Annotated in this window: 17 protein-coding genes and 1 pseudogene; 2 read left to right on the top strand and 16 right to left on the bottom strand. The window is 62.3% G+C overall.

Annotated features, from left to right (window positions below; genetic code table 11):
* Positions 1–18: 18 nt before the first annotated feature.
* The 6 genes from BLT75_RS11755 to BLT75_RS11730 are packed head-to-tail and all read right to left on the bottom strand — an operon-like array spanning position 19 to position 6,748.
* On the bottom strand, positions 19–1,683 hold the full coding sequence (locus BLT75_RS11755; RefSeq protein WP_093031473.1) for an ABC transporter substrate-binding protein: 1,665 nt from the start codon (positions 1,681–1,683) through the stop codon (positions 19–21).
* Positions 1,684–1,735: 52 nt separating this feature from the next.
* A complete protein-coding gene (locus tag BLT75_RS11750) occupies positions 1,736–2,617 on the bottom strand; it encodes a TauD/TfdA dioxygenase family protein (protein WP_093031470.1) in 882 nt (293 codons plus the stop codon).
* A 4-nt stretch (positions 2,618–2,621) separates the two neighbouring features.
* On the bottom strand, positions 2,622–4,028 hold the full coding sequence (locus BLT75_RS11745; RefSeq protein WP_093031466.1) for an FAD-binding oxidoreductase: 1,407 nt from the start codon (positions 4,026–4,028) through the stop codon (positions 2,622–2,624).
* A complete protein-coding gene (locus tag BLT75_RS11740; protein ID WP_093031463.1) occupies positions 4,009–5,262 on the bottom strand; it encodes an amidohydrolase family protein in 1,254 nt (417 codons plus the stop codon). Before BLT75_RS11740 ends, BLT75_RS11745 begins: the two co-directional genes overlap by 20 nt.
* Positions 5,259–6,053 carry a creatininase family protein gene (locus tag BLT75_RS11735; protein ID WP_093031460.1) on the bottom strand — a complete coding sequence of 265 codons (795 nt, stop codon included), beginning with the start codon at positions 6,051–6,053 and terminating at the stop codon, positions 5,259–5,261. Before BLT75_RS11735 ends, BLT75_RS11740 begins: the two co-directional genes overlap by 4 nt.
* Positions 6,050–6,748 carry a glutamine amidotransferase-related protein gene (locus BLT75_RS11730; protein WP_093031742.1) on the bottom strand — a complete coding sequence of 233 codons (699 nt, stop codon included), beginning with the start codon at positions 6,746–6,748 and terminating at the stop codon, positions 6,050–6,052. Before BLT75_RS11730 ends, BLT75_RS11735 begins: the two co-directional genes overlap by 4 nt.
* A gap of 127 nt (positions 6,749–6,875) precedes the next feature.
* Here BLT75_RS11730 and BLT75_RS11725 point away from each other — a divergent pair, with 127 nt between their 5' ends.
* A complete protein-coding gene (locus tag BLT75_RS11725; RefSeq protein WP_093031457.1) occupies positions 6,876–7,268 on the top strand; it encodes a RidA family protein in 393 nt (130 codons plus the stop codon).
* Between the two features lie 110 nt (positions 7,269–7,378).
* Here BLT75_RS11725 and BLT75_RS11720 read toward each other — a convergent pair whose 3' ends face one another.
* The 3 genes from BLT75_RS11720 to BLT75_RS11710 all read right to left on the bottom strand — a co-directional run bounded on the left by BLT75_RS11720 (position 7,379) and on the right by BLT75_RS11710 (position 11,785).
* Positions 7,379–9,004 carry an ABC transporter substrate-binding protein gene (locus BLT75_RS11720; RefSeq protein ID WP_245706499.1) on the bottom strand — a complete coding sequence of 542 codons (1,626 nt, stop codon included), beginning with the start codon at positions 9,002–9,004 and terminating at the stop codon, positions 7,379–7,381.
* 79 nt (positions 9,005–9,083) lie between these two features.
* Positions 9,084–10,439: an amidase gene (locus BLT75_RS11715; RefSeq protein ID WP_218128884.1), complete on the bottom strand. Its 1,356-nt coding sequence runs from the start codon at positions 10,437–10,439 to the stop codon at positions 9,084–9,086.
* A 218-nt stretch (positions 10,440–10,657) separates the two neighbouring features.
* On the bottom strand, positions 10,658–11,785 hold the full coding sequence (locus tag BLT75_RS11710; protein WP_093031454.1) for an aminotransferase class III-fold pyridoxal phosphate-dependent enzyme: 1,128 nt from the start codon (positions 11,783–11,785) through the stop codon (positions 10,658–10,660).
* Between BLT75_RS11710 and BLT75_RS24820 the strand changes: the two are divergent.
* A pseudogene (locus tag BLT75_RS24820) lies at positions 11,786–12,799 on the top strand (LysR substrate-binding domain-containing protein).
* A gap of 29 nt (positions 12,800–12,828) precedes the next feature.
* Here BLT75_RS24820 and BLT75_RS11695 read toward each other — a convergent pair.
* The 7 genes from BLT75_RS11695 to BLT75_RS11665 are packed head-to-tail and all read right to left on the bottom strand — an operon-like array spanning position 12,829 to position 22,331.
* The gene (locus BLT75_RS11695) at positions 12,829–13,362 is read right to left on the bottom strand and encodes a hypothetical protein (protein ID WP_143028547.1); all 534 of its coding nucleotides are present in this window, start codon (positions 13,360–13,362) and stop codon (positions 12,829–12,831) included.
* Positions 13,355–16,180 carry a 2Fe-2S iron-sulfur cluster-binding protein gene (locus BLT75_RS11690; protein WP_093031442.1) on the bottom strand — a complete coding sequence of 942 codons (2,826 nt, stop codon included), beginning with the start codon at positions 16,178–16,180 and terminating at the stop codon, positions 13,355–13,357. Before BLT75_RS11690 ends, BLT75_RS11695 begins: the two co-directional genes overlap by 8 nt.
* Positions 16,177–16,443, bottom strand: coding sequence for a sarcosine oxidase subunit delta (locus BLT75_RS11685; RefSeq protein ID WP_093031439.1), 267 nt, complete (start codon positions 16,441–16,443; stop codon positions 16,177–16,179). The genes BLT75_RS11690 and BLT75_RS11685 overlap by 4 nt, the downstream gene beginning before the upstream one ends.
* A gap of 10 nt (positions 16,444–16,453) precedes the next feature.
* A complete protein-coding gene (locus BLT75_RS11680; protein WP_093031436.1) occupies positions 16,454–17,704 on the bottom strand; it encodes a sarcosine oxidase subunit beta family protein in 1,251 nt (416 codons plus the stop codon).
* Entirely contained in the window at positions 17,701–18,372 is a 672-nt protein-coding gene (locus BLT75_RS11675; protein WP_093031433.1) for a TetR/AcrR family transcriptional regulator, read from the bottom strand. Before BLT75_RS11675 ends, BLT75_RS11680 begins: the two co-directional genes overlap by 4 nt.
* A gap of 3 nt (positions 18,373–18,375) precedes the next feature.
* A complete protein-coding gene (locus BLT75_RS11670) occupies positions 18,376–19,926 on the bottom strand; it encodes a trimethylamine methyltransferase family protein (RefSeq protein WP_093031430.1) in 1,551 nt (516 codons plus the stop codon).
* Entirely contained in the window at positions 19,923–22,331 is a 2,409-nt protein-coding gene (locus tag BLT75_RS11665) for a GcvT family protein (RefSeq protein WP_093031427.1), read from the bottom strand. Before BLT75_RS11665 ends, BLT75_RS11670 begins: the two co-directional genes overlap by 4 nt.
* Between the last annotated feature and the right edge of the window lie 158 nt (positions 22,332–22,489).

Below are 22,489 nucleotides of genomic sequence, written 5' to 3'. Positions count from 1 at the left end.
CCGGACGGGCCGGGGATGTCAGGCTTCCCAGTACATGTACTGCGGGTACATCTCGTTCGAGATATGGATTTCGGCACCTTTCAGGTTGCTTTTGGAATGGTTGTAGAGCGCGCGCCAGTAGGGCTGGATGATCACCCCCTCGTCGACCATGATCCGTTCGAGCCTGGCCATGATCTCGCGGCGGGCATCGGCATCCGGCGTCGCCAGCGCCTGATCGACCAGCGCGTCGAAATCGGCGTTGGAAAATCCGGTCTCGCTCCAGACCGCGCCGGACTTGTAGGCCAGCGCATAGGTCTGGATGCCAAAGGGCCGGTGGTTCCAGTTGGTGACCGAGAACGGGTATTTCGCCCAGTCGTTCCAGAAGGTCGACGAGGGGTAGACCGTGCGCTTGACCTTGATCCCCGCATCACGCAACTGCCCGGCGATCGCGTCTCCGGTGGCCTTCCAGAAGGCGGCGTCGAGCGAGATCAACTCGAACTCGTAATCCTTCATCCCGGCCTCTTCGAGCAAGGCCAGGGCGGCGCCGGCATCGCGCACGGGCGATCCGATGTCGGCATATTCCGGGTGCTTGGGCGAGACATGATGGTTCTGCGCCACGCTGCCCTGGTCGTTGTAGGCAAGTTCGAGAATGGTGGCGTTGTCGACGGCGAGCGCCAGCGCGCGCCGGACGCGCACATCGGCATAGATCGCCTTGCCATTTTCCTCGGCCAGCTGGTTGCAGCGGGCAAGAACGGTTGCGGCGGTATCGACCGAATGTTTGGTCCAGCCGTCGAGAGCGTCGAAGGCTATGATGAAATCGCCCTCGGTATCATAGGTAACGTCGAACTCATCGGCTTCGGCCCCGGCAAAATGCGCGCCCGGGTCGGCGCCGAAATCGATGAACTCGATCCGGTCCATGAAAGCGCCGTTACCGGCGTTCCACCAATTATGGGTCTCGTTGCGGACCAGCGCCGCGCTTTCCCCGACCGAATAGCTTTCCGGCAGGTAGGGGCCGGTGCCGACCGGATTTTCAAGCATGTTGAGCTCGTCGAAGCTCGGGTGAACGATGGCGGCGGGATAGTCCGCCAGACCGGCGATCAGCGAGATATCGGGGCGCGGCAGGTTCAGCCGCACGGTGTGCGTGTCCACGATCTCGATCGTGCCGTCCATCGCCTTGCCTGTTGCCTCGTCGATGATCACGCCGAACTTGCCGGACATGGCGTTGCCTTCGACGCCGCTGTCGCAGAACCGGGCGATGTTGAAGGCCACGTCATCGGCGGTGAAATCGTCGCCATTGTTCCATTTCACCCCTTTGCGGAGGTTCAGTGTGTATTGGGTGGCATCGGCGTTGATCTCCCAGCTTTCCAGCAGGATCGGAGTGAAGGTGCCGTCCGAGTTGTACTGGACGAGGTATTCCAGCCAGCCCCGGGTAAAGGTGGCAAGGCTGTTGAAGTCGAACTTGCGCGGGTCGCGCATGGTCACCAGCTGCTGCTGGATGCGGACGGTGCCGCCCGCCTGCGCGTGGCTTGCGGCCTGCGCCGGGGAGGGCAGGCCCAGCATCGCATAGGCGGTTGCCGCCGAGGCGCCAAAGGAACAGGCGGTCGCCAGAAACTCGCGGCGGCTGATGGGATCGCGGGGCGTGTCAGGGGCCGCGTTCAAGAGGACATCGGGCAGGGGTTTGCCGGTTCGTGTCAGGTAGGTCATGGATACACTCTCTGTCGGTTGGGGCGAGGTGGCGGTTCTGTCCGCCGGATTTTCAGGCGGGCAGGCGCATCCGGCCGATGCCGTCGGCCTCGGTGACGGAACTGCAGATGCTGGACAGGGTCCGGGGCTGGTCATAGGGCCAGGGCGTGCCGCGATGCATCACGGCGCGCTGGTCCCAGATCAGCACGTCGCCGACATTCCAGTTATGGGAATAGACAAACGCCGACTGGGTGCAGAAGGCTGTCAGTTCTTCAAGCAGCGCCTCGCTTTCGGCCTCGTCATAGCCGTCGACCTTGCAGGCGTGCGAGGCGAGGTACAGCGCCTCGCGCCCGTTGACCGGGTTGGTCCAGATCGCTTTCCAATGGGTATCGGGCCATTTGTTGAACATTGGCAGGGCGGCCAGTTCCGGCGATATCTTGCGCCGCGAATGGCTGTAGCGGTGCCAGATGCCGCGCCCGCGAATGCGCGCCTTCAGCGGTTCGGGCATCATCGCCCAGGCGGCGCGGGTCGAGGCGAGTTCGGTCGCGCCGCCTGTCGTGGTGACGACGCGTCCGACAAGGATATTGACCAGCGCCGGCACCGGCAGAAAGGTGCTGTCCGAATGCCAGAGGAAGTTGGATTTCAGGTTCAGCGTCTTGAGATCCATCTCGCCACTGGTGGTTCCATCATCCATGACGTTGGACACCTTGGGAATCTGGAAGGTTTCACCGGGTTTGCGTTCGTCGGACTGGCGGTCCTCGATTGGGCCGAAAAGGCCGGCGATGCGCAGATGGGTTTCGTCGGTCATGTCCTGGGCGCGAAACAGCAGCGCGGAATGTTCCTCGAACAGGGCGCGCAGTTGCGGGAACAGGTGTTCGGCGGTGACGGTGTTCAGGTCGATGCCTGTCACGTCCACACCGAAATGGGGGTTCAGGGGTTTGGTGGCGATCGTCATCTGGTCAATCCTTGGCCATTGCTTCGATTTCAGGTGCAGAGAGGTGGCGGACCGCCTCCCAGGCCCGTGACTTGCCGGGGTTCAGCAGTCCCTTGGGGTCCATCCGCTTTTTCCACGCGAGGTGGCGATAGTCGGCGTTCTTCAGTCCACCCCCTTCGACATGGTAGGTATGGGCGTCAGCCACCGAGAAGCCGTGCGCGCGATAGGTGTCGTCGATCTCGCGCAGGCGCGCCTCGTCGGTGAACCAGATGATCGGCAGGTCGAAAGCGACGATCTTGCCGTCCAACCGCGCGAATTCATGGTGCTGCCAGACGTCATCACCCACCTCGGCCCCAAGTCGCGCCACGGCATCGACATCTGCCGGGTCGCTGACCCCGTATTGCTGGTAGGTGGCGGAACGGTCTGCCTTGAGCACCTGAAGCGTGGTGTGGTTGTAGGCGAATTCGAACACATGCGGGATGCCTCTGGCCTTGCGTTCTTCCTCGCTCAACGCAAGGTCCACCGTGCCGCCCTGCGCCTCCATCAGGGCGCGATAGGCGTCCATGTCCTCGCGTGGGACCAGCGAAACCAAAAGGTGCCGCCCCGCCGGCAAGTGGCCTTCGAGCCGTGGAAAATAGGAGACGATCCGCGCCTCGACCGCCGAGCAGAGCTTGCGCCCGATCGTCTCGCTGGTGGCAAGGGCGTAACCCGCGGCGTAACAGTCGCGATAGCTGTCGAAGGTTGCCATGCAGCCGATCCAGTCGCGGGTCGGCACGGTGCGCAACGTGACTTCGGTGATCGCGCCGTTCAGACCCCAGGCATGGTGCAGTTGCAGCGCCTGTTCGGCGTCAAAAACATGCTCTTGCGGCTCTGCTTCGACCGAAAGCGCTTTCAGACTGATGATATTGCCCTTTTCGCGCAGCGCCCCGTTGGCGATCGAGCCGATGCCGGCGCTGCCCCCGGCGACAAAGCCGCCGATGGTGGCGATGTCCTGGGTCGAGGGGAACATGGCCATTTCCCAGCCATGCGGTTTCAGCGCCGCGTTGATGTCGGCCATCAGCGCACCCGCCTCGACCCGCACGAACCCCTCGCCGATTTCGAGGATGCGGTTCATGCCCGTCGTCTCGACGATCAGCCCGCCATGCAGCGGGACCGCCTGGCCGTAGTTGCCGGTGCCGCCGCCGCGCAGCACGACCGGCAGGTCATGGGCATGCGCCACCGACAGGCAATGGGCCAGTTCCGCGCGGGTTTCCGGTTGCGCGACGAGATCGCCGAAACATCCCTTGAGCTGGGCGTTCAGTATGGGGGAATACCAGAAGAAGTCGCGAGAGCGTTTCTTGACCAGCACCGGTTCGTCGATGATGGCAACGGGGGAAAGCTCCTGCGCGATCCGGGTCCAGTCGGTTTTGGTCTTATTGTGCAGGGCAGTCATGGGCACATCCTGTGTGTTCGGACAACGGGCGCGGGCGGGCGGGACCGCACAGCAGCTCGGATGTCGACGTCACGTCGAACAGAAGAAGATCCCCGGTGGCGGCCCCGTCGACGGTTTGGGGCGCCAGTCCCAGCGCCTGCCGGGCGCCGGTGGTGATCATGGGCAGATGCCTGTCGAAGGGCGGGTCGAGGTGCGCCGCCAGCACCGCCAGCGCCAGCGTGTGCAGCGGGTCGTGACGGCCGATCGGGCAGAACCCGTCGCGCACGTTGTCGGCCCCGAGAACCACGTTCACCCCGGCGGCGCGAAGCTCGTGCAGCCGGGTGAGGCCGCGGCGGTCGGGTGTGCCCGTCGTGCGGCCTTGCAGGTAGAGATTGGTTTGCGGCAAGGCGGCGACCGAGATACCGGCTCGGGCCAGCTTGTCGGCGATGCGGGCCGTGTCTGCCTGGCCGAGGTTGGCGAGGCTACAGGCATGGCCACAGAGAACCGGCCCCTGAAACCGCGCCGCAAGCGCGGCATCGGCGATCCGTTCCAGACCGTCGAGCGTTGCGCTCAACCCCTCGTCTACGTGAAAATCAAGCGCCAGACCGTAGCGGTCGGCGGCGCGAAACGCGTTCGCGAGGCCCGAATCCCGTTCTGCCTGGTCGAACACGAAGGCACCCAGCACGCCCTTGTCGCGGGCGATACGGGCGGCGCAGCTTTCGGCATACGGGGCATCGGCAAGCCGGACGATATCGGTAAGGGCGGCGCGTTGCAGGGTGAAGCCTTGCGGCGCCGTCGCGATCAACTCGCCCAGCACCTCCCAGGCCAGGGGAACCCTGTCGGGGTCGCGATCGTCGCCCCAGTCGACATGGCTGCGCACGGTGGCGCAGCCGGCCTCGGACAGTTCGCGCAGGCCGCGCGAGGCCCGGTGGCGAATGTCGGCCGTGTCCCATCGCGCCTTGTCGGCCAGTTGCGCCCGGATGGCGGTGTCGAGATCACCGCCAACTCCTGCCAGCCGGTCCATGCTGTGGCATTTGTCGAGATGCACGTGAGGATCGGTGAGGCGGGGCATCACCAGGCAGTCAGGTGCCTGCCCGGAGGGGGAGAGCGCCACCGCGCGGCCGTTCCGCAGCACGAGGTCGCCGGACAGGCAATCGCCAATGGGGGCGCCGCCGAACCGGCCCGGCTGCGCGATCATGGCGCGCGGCACCAGCACGCCGGGAATGCGCCCTGTTTTGCCTCCGGCCAGGGTCATTGCGCATCCTTCCGGTGATCGAACCGGGCGAAATCGGCAAGGAACCGGGCAAAGTTGCGCCCGGCGCTGTCCAGCAGCTGCGCACCCTTTTCCGCGGTCGCCGCGGCGGCGTTGCCGCAGGCGCCCTGCGGATGTAAATCCTGCGCCATCCAGCCGGGATTGGCAGGTTTCCCGCCCAGCCCGATCTGCGGAAACGCGTCCTGCCAATCCGCCATCGCCGGGCGAAAATCGCGCGCGTTTTCCATGATCACCCGATCCGGCCGAATGGCCAGCATCGCCGATGTCTCGCTGTCGCCCGCGTGGATGTCATTGGCATAGTCGACCGGATCAAAGAGCCCGTGCCACTCGGCAAAGCCGCTCCAGGAGCAGACAATGGCGACCAGGTCATGGTCGATACGCAGATCGCGTGCGGCGACCTGCAACATCGCGCTGTTGCCGCCATGCCCGTTGAACAGCACCAGCCGTTCGACCCCCGCACGCGCCACCGAGGCGCCGATGTCGCGCAGCACCGCCAGCAGCGTTTCGGCCCCGAGTGTCAGGGTGCCGGGAAAGGCAATATGTTCGTCGCTCTTGGTGACGCGCAGGGTGGGCAGCACCAGCACCGACTGCTCCGGGGTGAGCGCGCCCAGCATGCCGGCGGTCACCGCCTCGATCAGGTCGCTGTCAACCGCCAGCGGCAGGTGCGGGCCGTGCTGCTCGGTTGCGCCCAGCGGCAGGACGGCGATGGTGTCTGCGGGCAGATCGCGGAATGCGGGGGACGGAAGGTCGGCCCAGAAGCCCCGAACACTCATCGGACGTCCCCCATGAAACTTGCCAGAAAGCCGTGAAACCACGCCTCTTGCGCGGCATCGTGCTGCTCCATCAGGCGGTCCTGTTCCTGTCTGGTCTGCACGCCGGGGCGGGTGTAGGCGTCGCGCTTCTGCTCCTGCCAGCGGCGGAAACCGGTCTTGGTCACCTCGGCGTGGAACTGGAGTCCAAAGGTGCGGTCGCCGTAGCGGAAGGCCTGGTTCTCGTAGTTGGAATTGCCGGCCAACCGGACCGCGCCCTGCGGCAGGTCGAAAGTGTGGTAATGCGCCTGGGTCACGACCAGGGGGGCGTCGAGGAAGCCGGCGGCCTCGGGCGTGGGCGTGATCGGGTAATAGCCGAATTCGAAGATCTCGACATCGCGCGGGCCGGCCCAGGCGCCGAGGTGGTGCGCGATCATCTGGCAGCCCTGGCAAATGCCGAGGACCGGGATGCCCGCAGTCAGGCAGGCGTCGATCCAGCGGTACTCCTCGTTCAGGAACGGGTGGCGGTCCGTCTCGTACACGTTAAAGGGGCCGCCGTAGATGATGGTCGCGGCAATACCCTCGTCGGGTTCGCCCAGCAGGTCGCCACGAAACGGACGAAGAGTTTGTACATCGTAACCGGCCTGTCCAAGCCAGGCCGTTGCACGATCATCCAGAGGCTCGTCGCCATGGCGCACCGAAAGCACACGCGATGCCATGTTTTCCCCCATGAGAAACTGGTTTGCGTGGCCCTGAGAATGATCCGTGCCAGAGATGTGAGAAAAATGTTTCCAGAATGTGCCCCTTCTGGCAAGGCTTTTTATCAGGCAGAGAAAGTGAAGAGAAATGAGAGCGTTAAATCCTGAAATCCTGCGAAAGCCCTTTGCCGCCTATTCTCACGGCACCGAGATTCCGGGCGGATCCCGGCTGGTCCGTACCTCTGGTCAGCTGGGGATTCGGGCCGATGATTCGATCCCGGACAGCGCCTTCGATCAGGCCGCGATCTGCTTCGAGAATATCCGCGCGATCCTGGCCGAGGCGGGCATGACCCCTGCGGATGTGGCCCATGTCACCGGTTATGTCACGGCGCGTGAACACATGGCCGGCTACATGCAGGCGCGGGACAGGTTCATCGGCCAAACGGATCGCCTGCCCGGTTCGACCCTGCTGATCGTATCGGGGTTCACCCGCGAAGAGTTCAAGGTCGAGGTCGAGGTCTGGGCAGCAAAGCCTGAATGAGACCCAGTACTGAAAGATGCTCTCAGCCTGGCTCACAGGCGGCGGCGCAAAAGACTTTGGACCGATAGCGGAATTGCAGGGAGTGCCGTAAAACGGCACTCCCGCATCTGTCAGGCTTTCAGATGAATGTCGTGCAGGGCCAGTTCGTAGAACGGATGCACATCGACATTTGCGAACTTGCCGTTCGAGTGGTTGAACACGGAACGCCAGTAGGACTGGATCAGCACGCCTTCGTCCTGCATGATCTTTTCCATCTTGGCCATGATCTCCCGACGCGCGTCTGCATCAGCGACGGAAAGACCCTGTTCCAGCAGGCTGTCGAATTCGGCGTTCGAGAATGCGCTTTCGTTCCACGCCGCGCCACTCTTGTAGGCAAGGGACATGATCTGGATGCCCAGCGGTCTCGGACCCCATTCGGTTGCCGAAAACGGGTATTTGGTCCAGTCGTTCCAGAAGGTGGCGCCGGGCAGGATCGTGCGCTTGACGTTCATTCCGGCATCTCTGATCTGTGAGGCGACCGCGTCACAGGTATTCCGCTGCCAGCCGGTATCGAGCGAAATCAACTCGATTTCGGTATCGGAATGCCCGGCAGCCGCAATCATCTCTGCGCCTTTTGCGGGATCGACTTCCAGGGGCGGCAATTTCGCATATTCGGGATGAATGGGGCAGACATGGTGGTTTTCACCGGGCAGTCCCAGACCGCCGATGCCCAGTTCGAGCACTTTTGCGTTGTCTACCATAAGCTGAATGCCCCGCCGAACCTCGCGGTTGTCATAAGGGGCGGAAAGCTGGTTGAACCGGACAGCCAGGGTATTGGCGGTGACAACCTCGCTCGATTGCCAGCCGATCCCGTCAAAGAGCGCCACGAAATCGCCATCCGTCCGGTAGGTCAGATCGATCTCGTCACCTTCTGCGGCGGCCGCAAGCGACGCCTGGTCCGTGCCGAGGTCGATGAACTCGATCCGGTCCAGCCAGCCACCCTCGCGCCAATAGTTGTGGTCGGGGTTGCGAACGAGAACCGCCTTGACACCGACCTCGTAGCTTTCCGGCAGATAGACGCCGGTGCCGATCGGGCTGGCAACGGGGTCTTCTCCAGCGTAGCTGCGGTGTACGACCGCGGCGGGGTAATCCGACAGCGCGGCCATGACGCTGATGTCGGATGTATTCAGGTTGAGTTGCACCGTGTGATCGTCGATGGCGACAACGGATCCTTCGCGCAGCTTTTTCGTGTCCGGGTCCTGCAAAGCCGCGACGCGCGAGGCCATCGAGTTACCTTCGACGGTACCATCGGCCCAGCGGTCGAAATTGTGCAGCACGTCAACCGCCGTGAAGTCATCACCGTTGTTCCACTTGACGCCCCGACGCAGGTTCAGCGTGTATTGCGTGGCGTCGTCGTTCGCCTCCCATGACTCGATTAGGCTTCCGGTGACGCTGCCGTCACGGTTGAATTGCGTCATATAGTCGAGCCACCCCCGGCAGAAGTTGGCATATTCCGTCCAGTCCCAAAGGCGAGGGTCTTTCATCGCCTTGGTTTCCATATTGACACGCAGAGTGCCGCCTTTGGCGGCCGCGGCATTCACCTTTGACGGCGCAATGGCGCCGATCAGCGCATAGGCAGCCGTAGCCGAAACCCCAAGCATGGTGGCGCGGCTCAGGAATTCTCGGCGGCTCAACTCTCCTGCGTGGTATTCGGCAGCGTACATCTCTGCGGCCGGATGCAGTCTTTTCTCTGTCATTTTCCTCTCCCTGACGAAGTTTCGCGCTTTCAAAGCGATTCGTGGACAGAACTGTCTAGACATGAGTGTCCACATCTTCTCATGCCTGCGTCAACTGAATTGATGGGTCAGGCCACGCGGGTCGTGCCGCAGCAGATTCGAAAGCCAAGGCCGCAGCGAAAACCGTGTCATCATCATAGGAGCGCCCGACGATCTGCATCCCGATCGGCACTCCATTCGCAGCTTGTCCGAAAGGGATTGAGATGGCTGGCCGGGTTGACAGCATGTTGAAGGGAACGGTCATGACCCAGCCTAGCAATGCAGGCACGCTGGTTCCCCCGATCTCGACCGTGCCGTTTGAAACATCCAGATCGGCCGGGACAGAGGGCAAGGCGTTGGTGGGACAGATCAGCAGGTCGTATCCTGCCATCGCGGCATTCAGTTCGACACCCATGCGGCCAGCGCGGGTCAACGCAGCGAGAAATTCTCTTGGTGTGATCCTTAGACCAGCGGCTGCGAAATCGCGGGCATAGGGACTCATCAACTCCCAATCCGTTGAATTCTCCGGCGCGATCGAAGTTCCGAAAATTGTATGCAGGTGAGCCATGGCGGCGTCGATCACGTCCCAGCCCCACGGCAGGTCGATTTCCTCGACGATTGCGCCAAGGTCGCGAAACCTGCGTGCTGCATCTTCCATCGCCCGCTCGACTTCGGCATCCACGGCGTAGAACCCGAGGTTTCGCGACATGGCTATTCGCAGCCCTTGGGCATCCGGTTCGGCAGAAATCCGATGGCGTGGCAGGCCTGTCGGGTCCGCCGGATGCAGCCCGCATAATACATTCTGAAACAGCAGTGTGTCTGCCACCGTCCGGGCCATCGGTCCTGTGTGGCAATAGAAGTCCAGGTTGAATGGAGGGTCCACCGGGTTGCGCCCGCGCGGCGGCTTGTATCCGACAATGCCGCAGCATGCGGCAGGAATGCGGATTGACCCCGCGATGTCGGACCCCGTGGCCAGCGTTGCCGTTCCCGCCGCCAGCGAGGCGGCAGCACCACCCGAAGACCCGCCCGGTGTCATTTTGATGTTCCAGGGATTGCGCGTCACACCCCAGCGGCGTGACCAGGTGACGGATGAACAGGAGAATTCAGGGGTGGCGCTGCGCGCATGTACGATACCGCCTGCCTCGAGGATCCGAGTATTGATCGGCGATGTCACCGGCTGTGGGTCAACATTCGTCAGGAGAGAACCTGCCGAGGTTGGTTGGCCCGCAACGTGACCTGCATCCTTGATCGCTACGAACAGACCGTCAAGAGCGCGGGATTCACCGCCCTGTCCCGAATAGCGTGCTTCGGCGTCTCGGGCCGCGTCGAGTGCGGTTTCGAAATACCTGTAGGTGAAAGCGCCGATGACCGGTTCCACGGCTTCTGCCCGGTCGATGATAGCCCTTGCAAGATCCACGGGAGAAATCTCCCGGCTGCGGAATTTCGCAAGTACCTCTGTCGCGGAGAGATAACAAAGTTTCAGGGCATTGCGGCGTCTGTGGCATCCGCGAGAACCGCCATGATCTTTGCTATGTCCGCCTCGGTGCAGATGTAGGGCGGCGCGATCGCAACGACCGGGCCAATTATCCGGAAGAACACGCCCCGTCGAACGGCCTCGTCTCCAACAGCCCTTGCCTATGCTTCTGTCTCGAACTCCACGGCGGCGAGCATGCCAACGCGACGGCACTTCAGCACCTCGGGACGGTCACGGAACGGTTCGAAGCCTTTTTCGATTTCTTTCCCAAGCCGGCCCACAAGCAGCGGCAAGTTCATCTCTTCGTAGATATCGAGGCATTCCAGCGCCACGGCAGCGCCCACGGGGTGCCCGCCATAGGTGACACCATGGCCGAAAATCCCTTTCTCATGCGCGAGGCTCTTCATCGTTTCATAGACCTCGGCCGTCATCGCGACGGCGGACATCGGGAAGACCGATGCGGTCAACTGTTTGGCCAGGGTCATCATGTGCGGCCGAATGCCGTAGGTTTCGCAGGCGAACCATTCGCCGGTTCGTCCGAAACCGGATATGATTTCGTCCGCGATCAGCAGGATACCGTGTTTCGACAGCACGTCCTGGACCGCGTCCCAATACCCGTCCGGTGGCAGAATGACCCCGCCCGCACCCATGGCAGGCTCGCCGATGAATGCGCCGATGGTGCCAGGGTCTTCCCGTTGGATCAGGTCGTCCAACTCGCGCGCCCGGCGCCTGGAAAATGCGGCTTCGCTTTCTCCGGGTTCGGCATCGCGCAGATAATGTGGGCGACCGGCACGCGGAACCGCGGACAGCGGCAAGTTGAACCCGTCGTGACAATAGCCCAGTCCGGTGAGCGCCGCACTCATCTGCTCGGAGCCATGATAAGCGCCTTCACGCGCGATGATCCTGTGCCGACCGGGATTTCCCCTGGCCGACCAGTAGTAGCGCACGAATTTGGCGGTTGTTTCGACCGCCTCGGATCCCGAAGTGCCATAGAACACCCGCGCCATGCCGGGAAGTCTTGCGACCAGCCGGTCGGCAAGCCTGTCGGACTGCGAAGGGGTACGTCCCATGAAGGAATGGTAATAGGCCAACCGCTGCATCTGCTCGGCCGCGGCGCGGGTCAGTCGTTGCGGAGAGAACCCCAGATTCGAGCACCAAAGCGCGGAAACCGCGTCGATATAGGTGTTTCCTTGCGTATCGGAAACCCGGATGCCATCGCCGCGTTCAAAGCGAACCGGCGGCTCGGACTCAACTGTCACCGGATCATTGAATGGATAGAGCTGCGCCATATGAGACTGCCCAATAAATCTGGTTCAGCTTTACGGATGCGAAAAAGTCAGTCAAATTCGAATAAATCCGGCATAGAACTCGAAAAACTCACGACAAATCGCCTTCCCAATCTGAATGGCTTGAGGGTTCTCGTCGCCGTCGCGCGGAATAACAGCTTTACCCTGGCGGCTGATGCCTTGGGTGTGACCCAATCGGCTGTAAGCAAACAGATTTCGGCGCTTGAAGTCGAGTTTGGGCAAGCTCTGTTCCGTCGATATCACCGGAGGATCGAAATCACGTCGTTCGGGCAGCGTGTGGCGGATCTGGCCGGATCCGCATTCGCGCAGATCGAAACCGGTTTGCGCGAGATGGACGTTCCCGCACCAGACCAGATCAGGTTGTTCGGGGATGCCGATTTCCTGGAACAATGGCTGTTTCCCCGGCTGCCCGAGTTCGAGGCGCTCCATCCGACGATCCGGATTTCGATCACAGCGAATATCGGAATGAACAACCCGCCCGAGGGCGAATGGGACTGTGCCGTGATCTGGGGGCGCGGGGGCTGGAACGGCTGCCGGTTCGAGGCGCTGATGACAAACCGGGTGTTCCCGGTCGCCGCGCCCAGCTATTTCTAGTCTCTTGGCCGCCCACCCCGGCTGTCCGACATCCCGGAACGGCACCTGATCCATGACCAGACACGGTTCTGGTGGCGCGCATTTCAGGAAGCGACCGGCGATCGTGTCATGGATCCGGGTTCCGGTCGGATCTACAACAGGACTGTCCTTTGTCTTGTCGCCGCCGCGCGCGGAGATGGCGTAACCATAGGCGACGAAGTGACGACCCGGTCACACCTGCAAAGCGGCACACTGGTATGCCCGTTCGATACTGTGCTGCCGTCCCCGGATGCGTATTTTCTGGTCTATCCCGAAGGCGCGGGTCGCCAGCCACCTGTAACGCTGTTTACGGATTGGCTTCGGCACGAGGCCGAGGAACATGCCGCCTTCTTTCGCCGATTCTGGGCAGGTCATGGGGCATGACATGCGGTTCCGCCATATCGCCACCGCCCTCAGCTGTCGAACGCAGGGCCCGCGTTCCGACCAATACGGGCAATGAAACCCGTGAGATAAGTCAGGTGGGCCTGGTCAACCCAGAGCTTCAGGCCCGTTCTCGTTCCGGTTACCAGCACAGGCAACCCGACGAAATACAGGGCGGCTGACGGGGAACCGACCGGAGCAGCAGAGGCCAACCCATGCGCCAAAACGTCCATTGCACCGTGTCCGGCAAGGTCGAGACAGGCGAACCGGTTGCCCGCATCGCTCAGCGCAAAGCCGGCGCTGTGCCAGCCCGGGTCCTCTTGAACGGGATTTGACGTGACCAACAGGGCGTGATCGCGTGCTATCCGGATCGCTTGCTCGGGTGTATCGGACACCTCGGCAAACCCGAGCAACGGGGCATCCGGCGCCAACATGGAAATTGCCGCCGTCAGGTCACCGGAAACAAGAGTTTGATGACCGGTCCCGGAACGCGAAATCCGGCATCCTGCGGCCGCAATGGCTTCTCCATCGGCCAGTGCCCGGTCTGTCCAAAGACGCTCATCCATCGAGATACTCCCCCTTGGGATCAAAGGCGCAAGCCATGGTGACTTCGGCTGAGCGTACCTCTCCGTCGTTGAACACCTGCACGGAACCGCCGATCCTGTCGCGTCCGTTTTCCAGCAAGGCAAGGGCAATCGGACGCTTCAGCGTGGGGCTGAAACAGCTTGACGTGACAAAGCCCAAGGACCGGCGCGCGCCCTGATCCTCGATCAGGTGCGAACCGGTTGCGATGACGGCATCGCCGTCACGCACACGCAGGCCAACCAGTTGCCGGCGCTTGTCGCCTTGAGCTTCCGGAGTGAACAGCGAACGTTTGCCAATATACTCGTCCTCGCGTCTGGTCCGAGGTCCTCCCCAGCCCAGATCATGGGGCATCGTCGCGCCATCGGTGTCCTTGCCGATGAGAATAAATCCTTTTTCGGCTCGCAGGATCAGCACGGCTTCAAGACCTATCCAGCATCCACCGACCTCCGGCAGGGCGGTATCCAGTCGGTCATGCAGAGCATGCGCCAGATTTGCCGGGACGCTGAGTTCATAGCTCAGGTCGCCGGTAAAGCTGATCCGGGCCACGCGCATTGGCGAACCTTCAAAGCTGGTCTGGCCGACGCCCATGTGCGGCAGGTCCGGCAGTTCGATCCCCGCCTTCCGGCACATTTCACGGGCCTTGGGTCCTGTTACCGTAAGTGTTGTGAAGCCTTGCGTAATGTCGTGAATGAACACCCGGCCGCGTCCAATCCTGTCCTGCCGTGCATCTTCCAGGCGATAGCGGACTCCTTCGACATGGCTGGATGACGTGGAAACCAAAAAATGATCCTCCGCCAGCCGAAGGACGACCCCGTCGTCATAGACGATGCCGGTCTCGGACAGCATGAAACCATATCGGGCACGGCCCGGTTTCAGCGTCGACATGCGGACATAACCGGTAAAATCCAGCAGGTCCGCAGCACCCGGCCCGATCACGTCCAGCTTGCCCAACGGAGAGGCGTCGAAAACCCCGACAGACTGGCGGGCTGTCTGTGCCTCGATCCGAGCCACCGTCGTTTCATCGCCCGCGCCATAGGTTGCAGGACGCAGCCATCCGCCATATTCGCGGAACCGCGCCCCGGCAGCACGATGCATGTCCTCCAGTGTCAAGCGCTTTGGCGCATGGTAAAGTGCGCCGCGGGCCGGTCCGGCTATTGCACGCAGCGGAACAGGCTGGAAGGGGGGACGATAGGTGGTTGTTCCCGTGGCCGGGATCGTGCGGTCGGTTACCGCGGCCATGGCGGTAAGGCCCGCAAAATTCGATGTGCGGCCCTGATCGGTTGCCATGCCCAGGGTCGTGTAGCGCTTGAGGTGCTCGACCGAGGAAAAGCCCTCGCGCGCGGCCAGCGTTACATCCTTGAGCGTGACATCGTTTTGCAGGTCGATCCATTGCCGTCCGGGCAGAGATGGATCGGGACGGAAAACGTGGTCCGGGGGCGATTTCGGGGCAGGGCGGTTCGTCGCCTCGATCTCCGATCCGGCGGCCCACCCATCCTCAACGGCGGTTTCCAGATCGAGTACGCCGGCCGCCGCGCCGACCACGGTCATCGGCGCAGTACCTGGGCGCGGCACCAGCATATCGCGGGAGGCGTCCCAATCCAGCTTGCCGCCCGCCTGACACCAGATATGCAGGGTCGGGGTGGTGCCGCCGGCGCAAAGGATCGTATCACAGGCAATGCGTTTTCCATTGACCGTGGCGCTGTCGACGCCCCGCCGTCCGTGGGCTGCCTCGATGCGGCCCGTCACCCTGGGCACGCCGCAATCCACCGGGGTCTTTCTGGCATCCACCAGGGTCACCTCGACACCGGCGTCGGTCAGTGCACGGGCGACCGGAACGCCGCGGTCGCTGGCCATCGCCAAAAGAACCCGTCGCCCGGGTGCGGCACCGTAGAGGATTAAATGGTGAAACGCGGCTTCGGCCGACATCACGCCCGGCAGGTCATTGTTCGCAAACCAGACGGGCCGTTCGATTCCGCCCGAAGCCAGGATCGTCCTGGTCGATCGGATACGCCAATGCCTTTCAGGGACCCCACGCTCCCACGCGGCGAAACTGCCATGATCGAAAGCGCCCCAGAGCGTCGTTTCGGTCAGGATGCGCCCGCCGGCCGCCAACACGATTTCGCGCGTTGCAGCTGCGAATTCCTGCCAGGGGGTACCGCCGATTTCACCGCCGCGCCAGCGCAACGTGCCGCCAAGCTGGCTTGACTCTTCGACCAGCCAGACCCTCTTGCCGGTTTCCGCCGCCGCTTTGGCCGCAGCAATCCCGGCAGGGCCGGCTCCGATCACCAGCACGTCGCATTCCGCCGACACCTGAGCCACATCGGCCCGCGGCGCGCAAGAGGGATCGACCCGCCCAAGCCCGGCCATGCGGCGGATCATCGGTTCATAGAACCGCCAGGGAAGGGCCATGAACGTCTTGTAGTAGAACCCTGCCGGCAGAAAGCGATGCGCAAGGTCCATCAGCCGGAACATGTCGCCGCGCGCCGTTGGCCATGCATTGACCGATGTCACGGTCATCCCGTCCTGCGCCCTTGCCAGCGTTGCCCTGGTGTTGGGCCAATGTTCCGATCCATGCCGCACGTCGAGAACGGCATTGGGTTCTTCCGCACCCATCCCCCATAGTCCGCGGGGCCGGTGGTACTTGAAACTGCGACCCAGGATACGTTGCCCGGATGCGATCAGCGCCGAGGCCAGGGTGTCGCCTGCAAAACCGTCGACGTCTTGTCCGTCAAAGGAAAACCGCAAGGGTTTCGACCGATCTATGTTTCTACCCAGGGTCTGGTGCCGCCAGCCAGTCATCGGGTCACCCCCGGTAATGTCACCGATCCAAGAACCGCGCGGGTGACGGTATCGCGCGACAGGATGAAGTACTCGCCGCAACTGAGGTGCAACCAGACTTCCCGGGACTCACCCTTGGGCGACTTGTTTGCATAAAGATAGGCCGCCCATTCGGCGTCTGACACGCGTTCGGCGGGTTCGGGGCGGCTGTGACCGGCCTCGACCGCGAAATGAAACTCTGTCTCGTTACGCAAACCGCAGAAGGGGCAGGGAAAATGTTGCATCTTGAACCTCCTAATGCGCGATCCCGGAACCCGCTGCCTCGTCGATCAGGCGGCCGCGCGCGAAACGGTCCAGATCGAATGGGCGGCTGATCTCGTGATGTTCGCCTTTCGCCATGAGATGCGAGAGGAGCCAGCCGCCGGCTGGAATTGCCTTGAACCCGCCGGTCCCCCAGCCGCAGTTGATATGCAGTCCGGACGGACCGACAGGCCCGATCAGAGGCGAACTGTCCGGCACGACATCCACAACGCCTGCCCACTGGCGCAGGAGTCTCAATTGGCCGAAGGCGGGGAACATTTCGAGCAAGCCTGCCGTTACGGCCTCCTGCACCGGCAGGTTGCCGCGCTGTCCATGCGTGGGCACACGGTCCAACCCGCCGCCAAACACCAGTTCGCCCTTGTCGGACTGGCTGACATAGGTGCCAGTGCCGAGATACAGCAGAACCGTGTCCAGACAGGGTTTGACGGGTTCCGAAACGAAGGCCTGAAGCGCGTAGTCATGGATCGGCAGGTCCACACCCACATGCGCGGTCAGTCCGGGGGTGGCACCAGCCGCCGCCAGCCCCAGCCTTTCGGTGCGGATCGGGCCAAACGTCGTCTCGACACCGGCGACCGCACCGTTTTGGACATCTATACCCGCCACCTCGCAGCCTTCGATGATATCGACGCCGAGGGCGCTGGCAGCACGGGCATATGCCCAGGCTACGGCGTCATGTCGTGCGGTCCCGGCCCGTCCTTGCCAGATGCCGCCCATCAACTTGTAGCGCGCATCCGGGCCGGTGTTGATCAACGGTACACGTGCGGCCGCTTCCTCCGGCCCCATCAGTTTGCCGTCGACATTGTTGAGTTGCATCGCGTTTGCGATGCGGTTGCAAATCTCCATCTGCGCCGGCGTGTGGGCGGCGATCAGCATGCCACGTTGCGACAGCATGATGTTGTAGTTCAATTCTCGGCTCAGCCCTTCGTAGAGGCGCAGGGCAAGGTCATAGAGGGCTACGCTTTCGGGGTAGAAATAATTCGACCGGCAGACGGTCGTGTTTCGCCCCGTGTTGCCGCCGCCGATCCAACCCTTTTCCAGCACGGCGACCCGATTGATCCCATGGATCCTGGCCAGGTAGTATGCCGTGGCCAGCCCATGACCGCCGCCGCCCACCACAACCGCGTCATAGGCGGGTTTCGGACGCGCCTTTGTCCATGCGGGCTGCCAGCCCCGATGAGCGCGCAAGCCTTCGCGGAAAAGGGAAAGTGCCGAATACCGTTTCATTGGGAAGCAACCTGCCGGGCAAAGACCTTGAAATCCTCAACCTCTTCCGGCAAAGGATGAACGCCTGTGAACGCGTAAAGATACAGCGCCGCGCGCGAAAGCCGCTCTTCAAGGGTCTCCTTCAGATCCAGCGCATAATACCCGATCTGCTGATAATAGAGAACACGGGCGCGAATGTCGGCCTCGGAAGGGTCGTAACCGTGTGCTTCGAACATTTTCATCAACGCCGAGGTGCGTATTTCGTCGGATCTGTCGATAACCCGACGTACCCCGCCATCCCGGCGCGCCCATTCGCGAACGGCAAAGTCCAACGGATGATTGAACCCGTTGGGATCCACAATGCATCGGAAAAAGTTGTTCAACGCCGCAGTTATGGTTGGCGCCGGTGTCTGGGCGGCTCGGACCAGGATCCCGGTGTTGGTCCGCTCCCATTCATGCAGAAGCTGGTCGAGCAGGTCTTTGTGGCTCTTGAAATACCAATAAAACGATGACCTCGAAACCCCGAGACGGTTGCCGATGGTCAGCACCTTGACCTCGGAGACACCATCGGACACCAGCAGGTCCATGGCGACGCGAAGCCAGTCATCACGCGTGACCTTGACATAGCCGGGCAAATCCTCCCGGTCGATGCCATCCTTGATCTGATTTGCCGTGCGTTCTGTCGCCATATGTCAGCTTTCCGGAGGGGCGCCACCCTCCATGGTGCGTTTGTCGATGAATGCCCGCAATGCATCCAGCCGGTCCGACGAAATGGCGGATTTGCGCGGGCTCGCCAGTATGGCTTCCCATACATCGGTTGCACGGATGGTGGCATCTTTTCCACCACGTTCCGTCCAGGTTCCGAAATTGGCATAGTCATGTACGATCGGTTCATAGAATTCGGTCGAATATCGCTCCATGGTTTGCGGCGCGGAAAAGAAGTGACCCGATGGCGCGACATGTGCCAGGGCATTGGCAAACCCGATCTCGTTGACTCCGGCCTTTCTTCCGGCACAAAGCTCGGCCACCATGTTGAGCACCTCGACATCGGTAACGATCTTTTCGTAGCTGACCGAAAGCCCGCCTTCGAGCCAACCGGCCGAATGGATGATGATGGTGGCCCCCGACAGCAGGCAACCCCAAAGTCCCAATTGGTTCTCGTTCGCCGCTTGTACGTCGTTGAGATTCGCGGCCGATCCGGCGGCGGACCGCCAGGGCAGACCCAGAAGGCGCGCCATCTGCCCGGCTGCCAGCGAAGCCTGGAAATGTTCCGGTGTGCCGAAAGCGGGCGCGCCGGATTTCATGTCGACATTCGAGGTGAATGTGCCGTAGCAGACCGGGGCGCCCGGTCTGGTGAGTTGTGCAAGTGTGATCGCGGCAAGGCACTCGGCATGGCTCAGTGTAATTGCGCCGGCCACCGTGATCGGCGCCATGGCTCCCATCAACGTGAACGGTGTCACAATGGACAATTGTCCCTGTCGGGCAAAGTCTATGAGACCTTGCGCCATGGGGATGTCCAGCGTTCGCGGTGAATTCGTGTTGATGATGGTAAAGGCATACACGCCAGCCTGAAACATGTCATCGTCCAGGCCACGCGCGATCTTGAGCATTTCGAAGTTGTCGCGAGTCTGCGGTGTGCCCCGCGCAAACAGAAATGGCAGCTTGTCGGTCAGGTCCAGCTGGGTCAGCGTGGTGAAATAGTGCCGCAAATGGACGGGTACGTCCTGCGGTTCAACCGAGGGGGACATCATCTGGAACACGTCGAAATGGTGCCCGATCCGTGTGTATTCCTCGTAATCCCGCGCACTGCCCGGTCGACGCCCACGCTTCAGGTCCGTGGCATGCGGCGCACCGGCCCCGGGCTGGAAGGCGAGCGCGCCAAGCTCCAGCACGATGTCGCGTTCCGCATTGCCGCCACGGCAATGAATGGACCTGGGCGCACTGGCCAGCGCGGCCTGCACGATCTCGCGCCCGAGATAGACCATGTCCCCTTCCACGCGCGCGCCAGCGGCGCGATAGATCTGTACGGCCTCGGGCAAAAGCACCTTCATGCCCAGCTCTTCCAACATCCGCAATGCGGTCTCGTGCATGTTCACCGCTTCGTCGTCGGAAAAGACCGACATGACGGGGAACGGGTTGCGTAACTGCCGATAGTTGGTTTTGCGCTGGCTGACCGGGGCCGTGCCCGAGCGTCGGTTTTTCGAACGCCGCTGAAGGGCGGCTTCGGACTCATTCCCCGTCATGCGCGCATCGCCTTTCCTTCGGGGTCATAGGGTGAGACAGGAATGACCTTTGCCTTGCGTTCCTGGCCCACGATATGCACGGACAATTCCGTTCCCGGGCTGGCCATATCCCTGTCGACCATGGCCAGCGCCAGCGACTTGCCTACCGTGTGCCCGTATCCGCCCGAGGTCACGAACCCGACCCGCCGGCCGTTTTGCCAAATCGGTTCAAAGCCGCTGGCGTCGGCGCCGGCATCCTCGACCTCCAGCATCGCAACAACCTGAGCCGGACCTGCGCCATCGCGTTCGGCCAAGGCTGCCTGACGGCCCACGAAATCGCCCTTGTCCCAATCTATCCAGCGATCCATGCCTGTCTGGGCGGGCGTGTAGCCCTGGGTAAACTCCGCCGACCATATTCCAAACGATTTTTCCAGCCGCAGGCTGAGCAGCGCGTTGAACCCGTATTCGCAGATGCCAAGATCGGCGCCAGCCTCGAGCAGCGCGCACCGCAAGCCGATGTGCTCGGCTGCCGCGCAATGAATCTCGTATCCCAGTTCTCCTGAAACCGACAGACGGCCGACCTTGCATCGGTAGAGCCCGATATCGAAGGACCCGCAGCCCATGAAGGGCAACGTGCCCACCGGGCCATCGGTCAGCCTTTCGATCACCTTGCGCGCGTTCGGCCCGGAAAGAGCGAAGCCGACGGTCGCATCCGAGATGTCGCGCAGGATCACATCCGGGTCCATATGGTCATGGAACCAGCGCATGTGCCATTCCCGAAGGTAGTAGCTGCCCATGATCCACCAGGTGCCATCGCCCCAGTTGAACAGGGTCAGATCGCCCTTGAGCTTGCCGGTTTCGGACAGCATGGGTGCCAGGCGGGCGCGGCCGGGTGCGGGCAGTTTCGATGCCATGACCCGGTCCAGCCAGGCCTCGGCCCCGTCGCCGGATACTTCGAACCGGGAAAAGCCCGAGATGTCCAGCAGGCCGACACCGCCACGCACCGCCTTGCATTCGCCCGCGACGATGTCGAAGGCGTTGGATCGTTTCAGCGTGGGCTTTTCGGCGAAATCCTCGGAAGGCGCAAAATACAGCGGTACTTCGAGGCCATAACTCGCGCCCCAGCGGCAGCCCGCGGCGGTCATCTCGGAATGCGCCGGCGCCATCTTCAACGGGCGCCCGGCAGGTAGCTGTTCGTTCGGATAGGTCATCACGAAACGGCGAGTGTAGAACTGTCCCGTGGTTTCCTTGATGAACCGCTTGTTGCCTGCGAAGTCACCATAACGCGCCACGTCCATGCCGAAGACATCCGCCTCGGGCTCGCCACGGATCATCCATTCAGCCAAAGACTTGCCGACACCGCCACCTTGCAGGAACCCCGCCATCACGGCGCAGGCGCACCAATAGCCGCGCTTGCCGCGTACCGGCCCCATAAGGGGATTGCCATCGGGTGAGAACGTAAAGGCGCCGTTGACCCATGTCTTGACGCCCACCTCTTGCAGTGCCGGGTATCGCTGAAAGCCGAGAGTAAGCTCGCGTTCGATGCGGTCCGGATCCTCCTTCTGAAGTTCAAAGCCATATTCCCAAGGGGCCCCGTCCATCATCCAGTGGTCACGGTCGATCTCGTAGATGCCCAGCAGGATACCCTTCTGATCCTGCCGCATGTAGGTAAACCCCTCCAGGTCCACGACCAGCGGCAATTCGCGGTCAAGCGCGGCCACCTCGGGGATCGTGTCCGAAATAAGGTAGTGGTGGTTGAGCGGAGAAACCGGCAGTTCGATCCCGGCCATGCGCCCCACCTGCTTGGCCCAGAGACCCGCGGCATTGACGACATGTTCGCAGGTGACGGTGCCCTTTTCCGTCACCACTTTCCAGCCGTCTGCGGTCTGGTGCAGTTCCAGAACGCGGTTGTTCTCGACAATATCGGCCCCGCGTTTCTTCGCCGCTCCGGCATAGGCATGCACGGTGCCGGTGGTGTCGATATAGCCTTCGCGGTCGGCCCACATGCCGCCCAGAATGTCATGCGGCGACATGATCGGGCAGAGCGCGGCGGCTTCTTCGGGGGTGACAAGCCGCACATCCTCGATCCCGATGGACTGGAAGGTGCGATAGGCCGATTGCAACCATTCCCAGCGGTCGGGTGTCCCGGCCAGAGACAGGCCCCCCGTCATGTGCATCCCGACAGATTGACCGGATTCCTTCTCTATCTCGGATAGCAGGTCGATCGTGTAGGCCTGTAGACTGGCGATATTCGGGTCGGCATTGAGCGCATGGAAACCGCCTGCGGCATGCCAGCTGGATCCGGCGGTCAGTATCTTGCGTTCGATCAGGCAGACATCGGTCCAACCGAATTTCGCCAGGTGGTAGAGAACCGAAGCTCCAACAACGCCCCCGCCTATGACCACTGCCCGATAATGACTTTTCATTGCAGCCTCCCTGCCGTGCATTGCAAGAGGCTAGCGTGGCCTTTCGCTCATGTCTAGACACAAGTGTCCATAGTGTTGCGAACACGCTTTTTCATGCGGGCACCCCCCCGGTACTCGACCGTGCAGGCTTTCGTTGAACCAGTTCATCCCGGTCACCA

Origin of the sequence: Ruegeria marina, from assembly GCF_900101475.1 — a bacterium.
Lineage (GTDB): Bacteria > Pseudomonadota > Alphaproteobacteria > Rhodobacterales > Rhodobacteraceae > Ruegeria_B > Ruegeria_B marina.
Note: the sequence above shows the minus strand (reverse complement) of the source record. Positions and strands in the feature narration are given on the sequence as shown.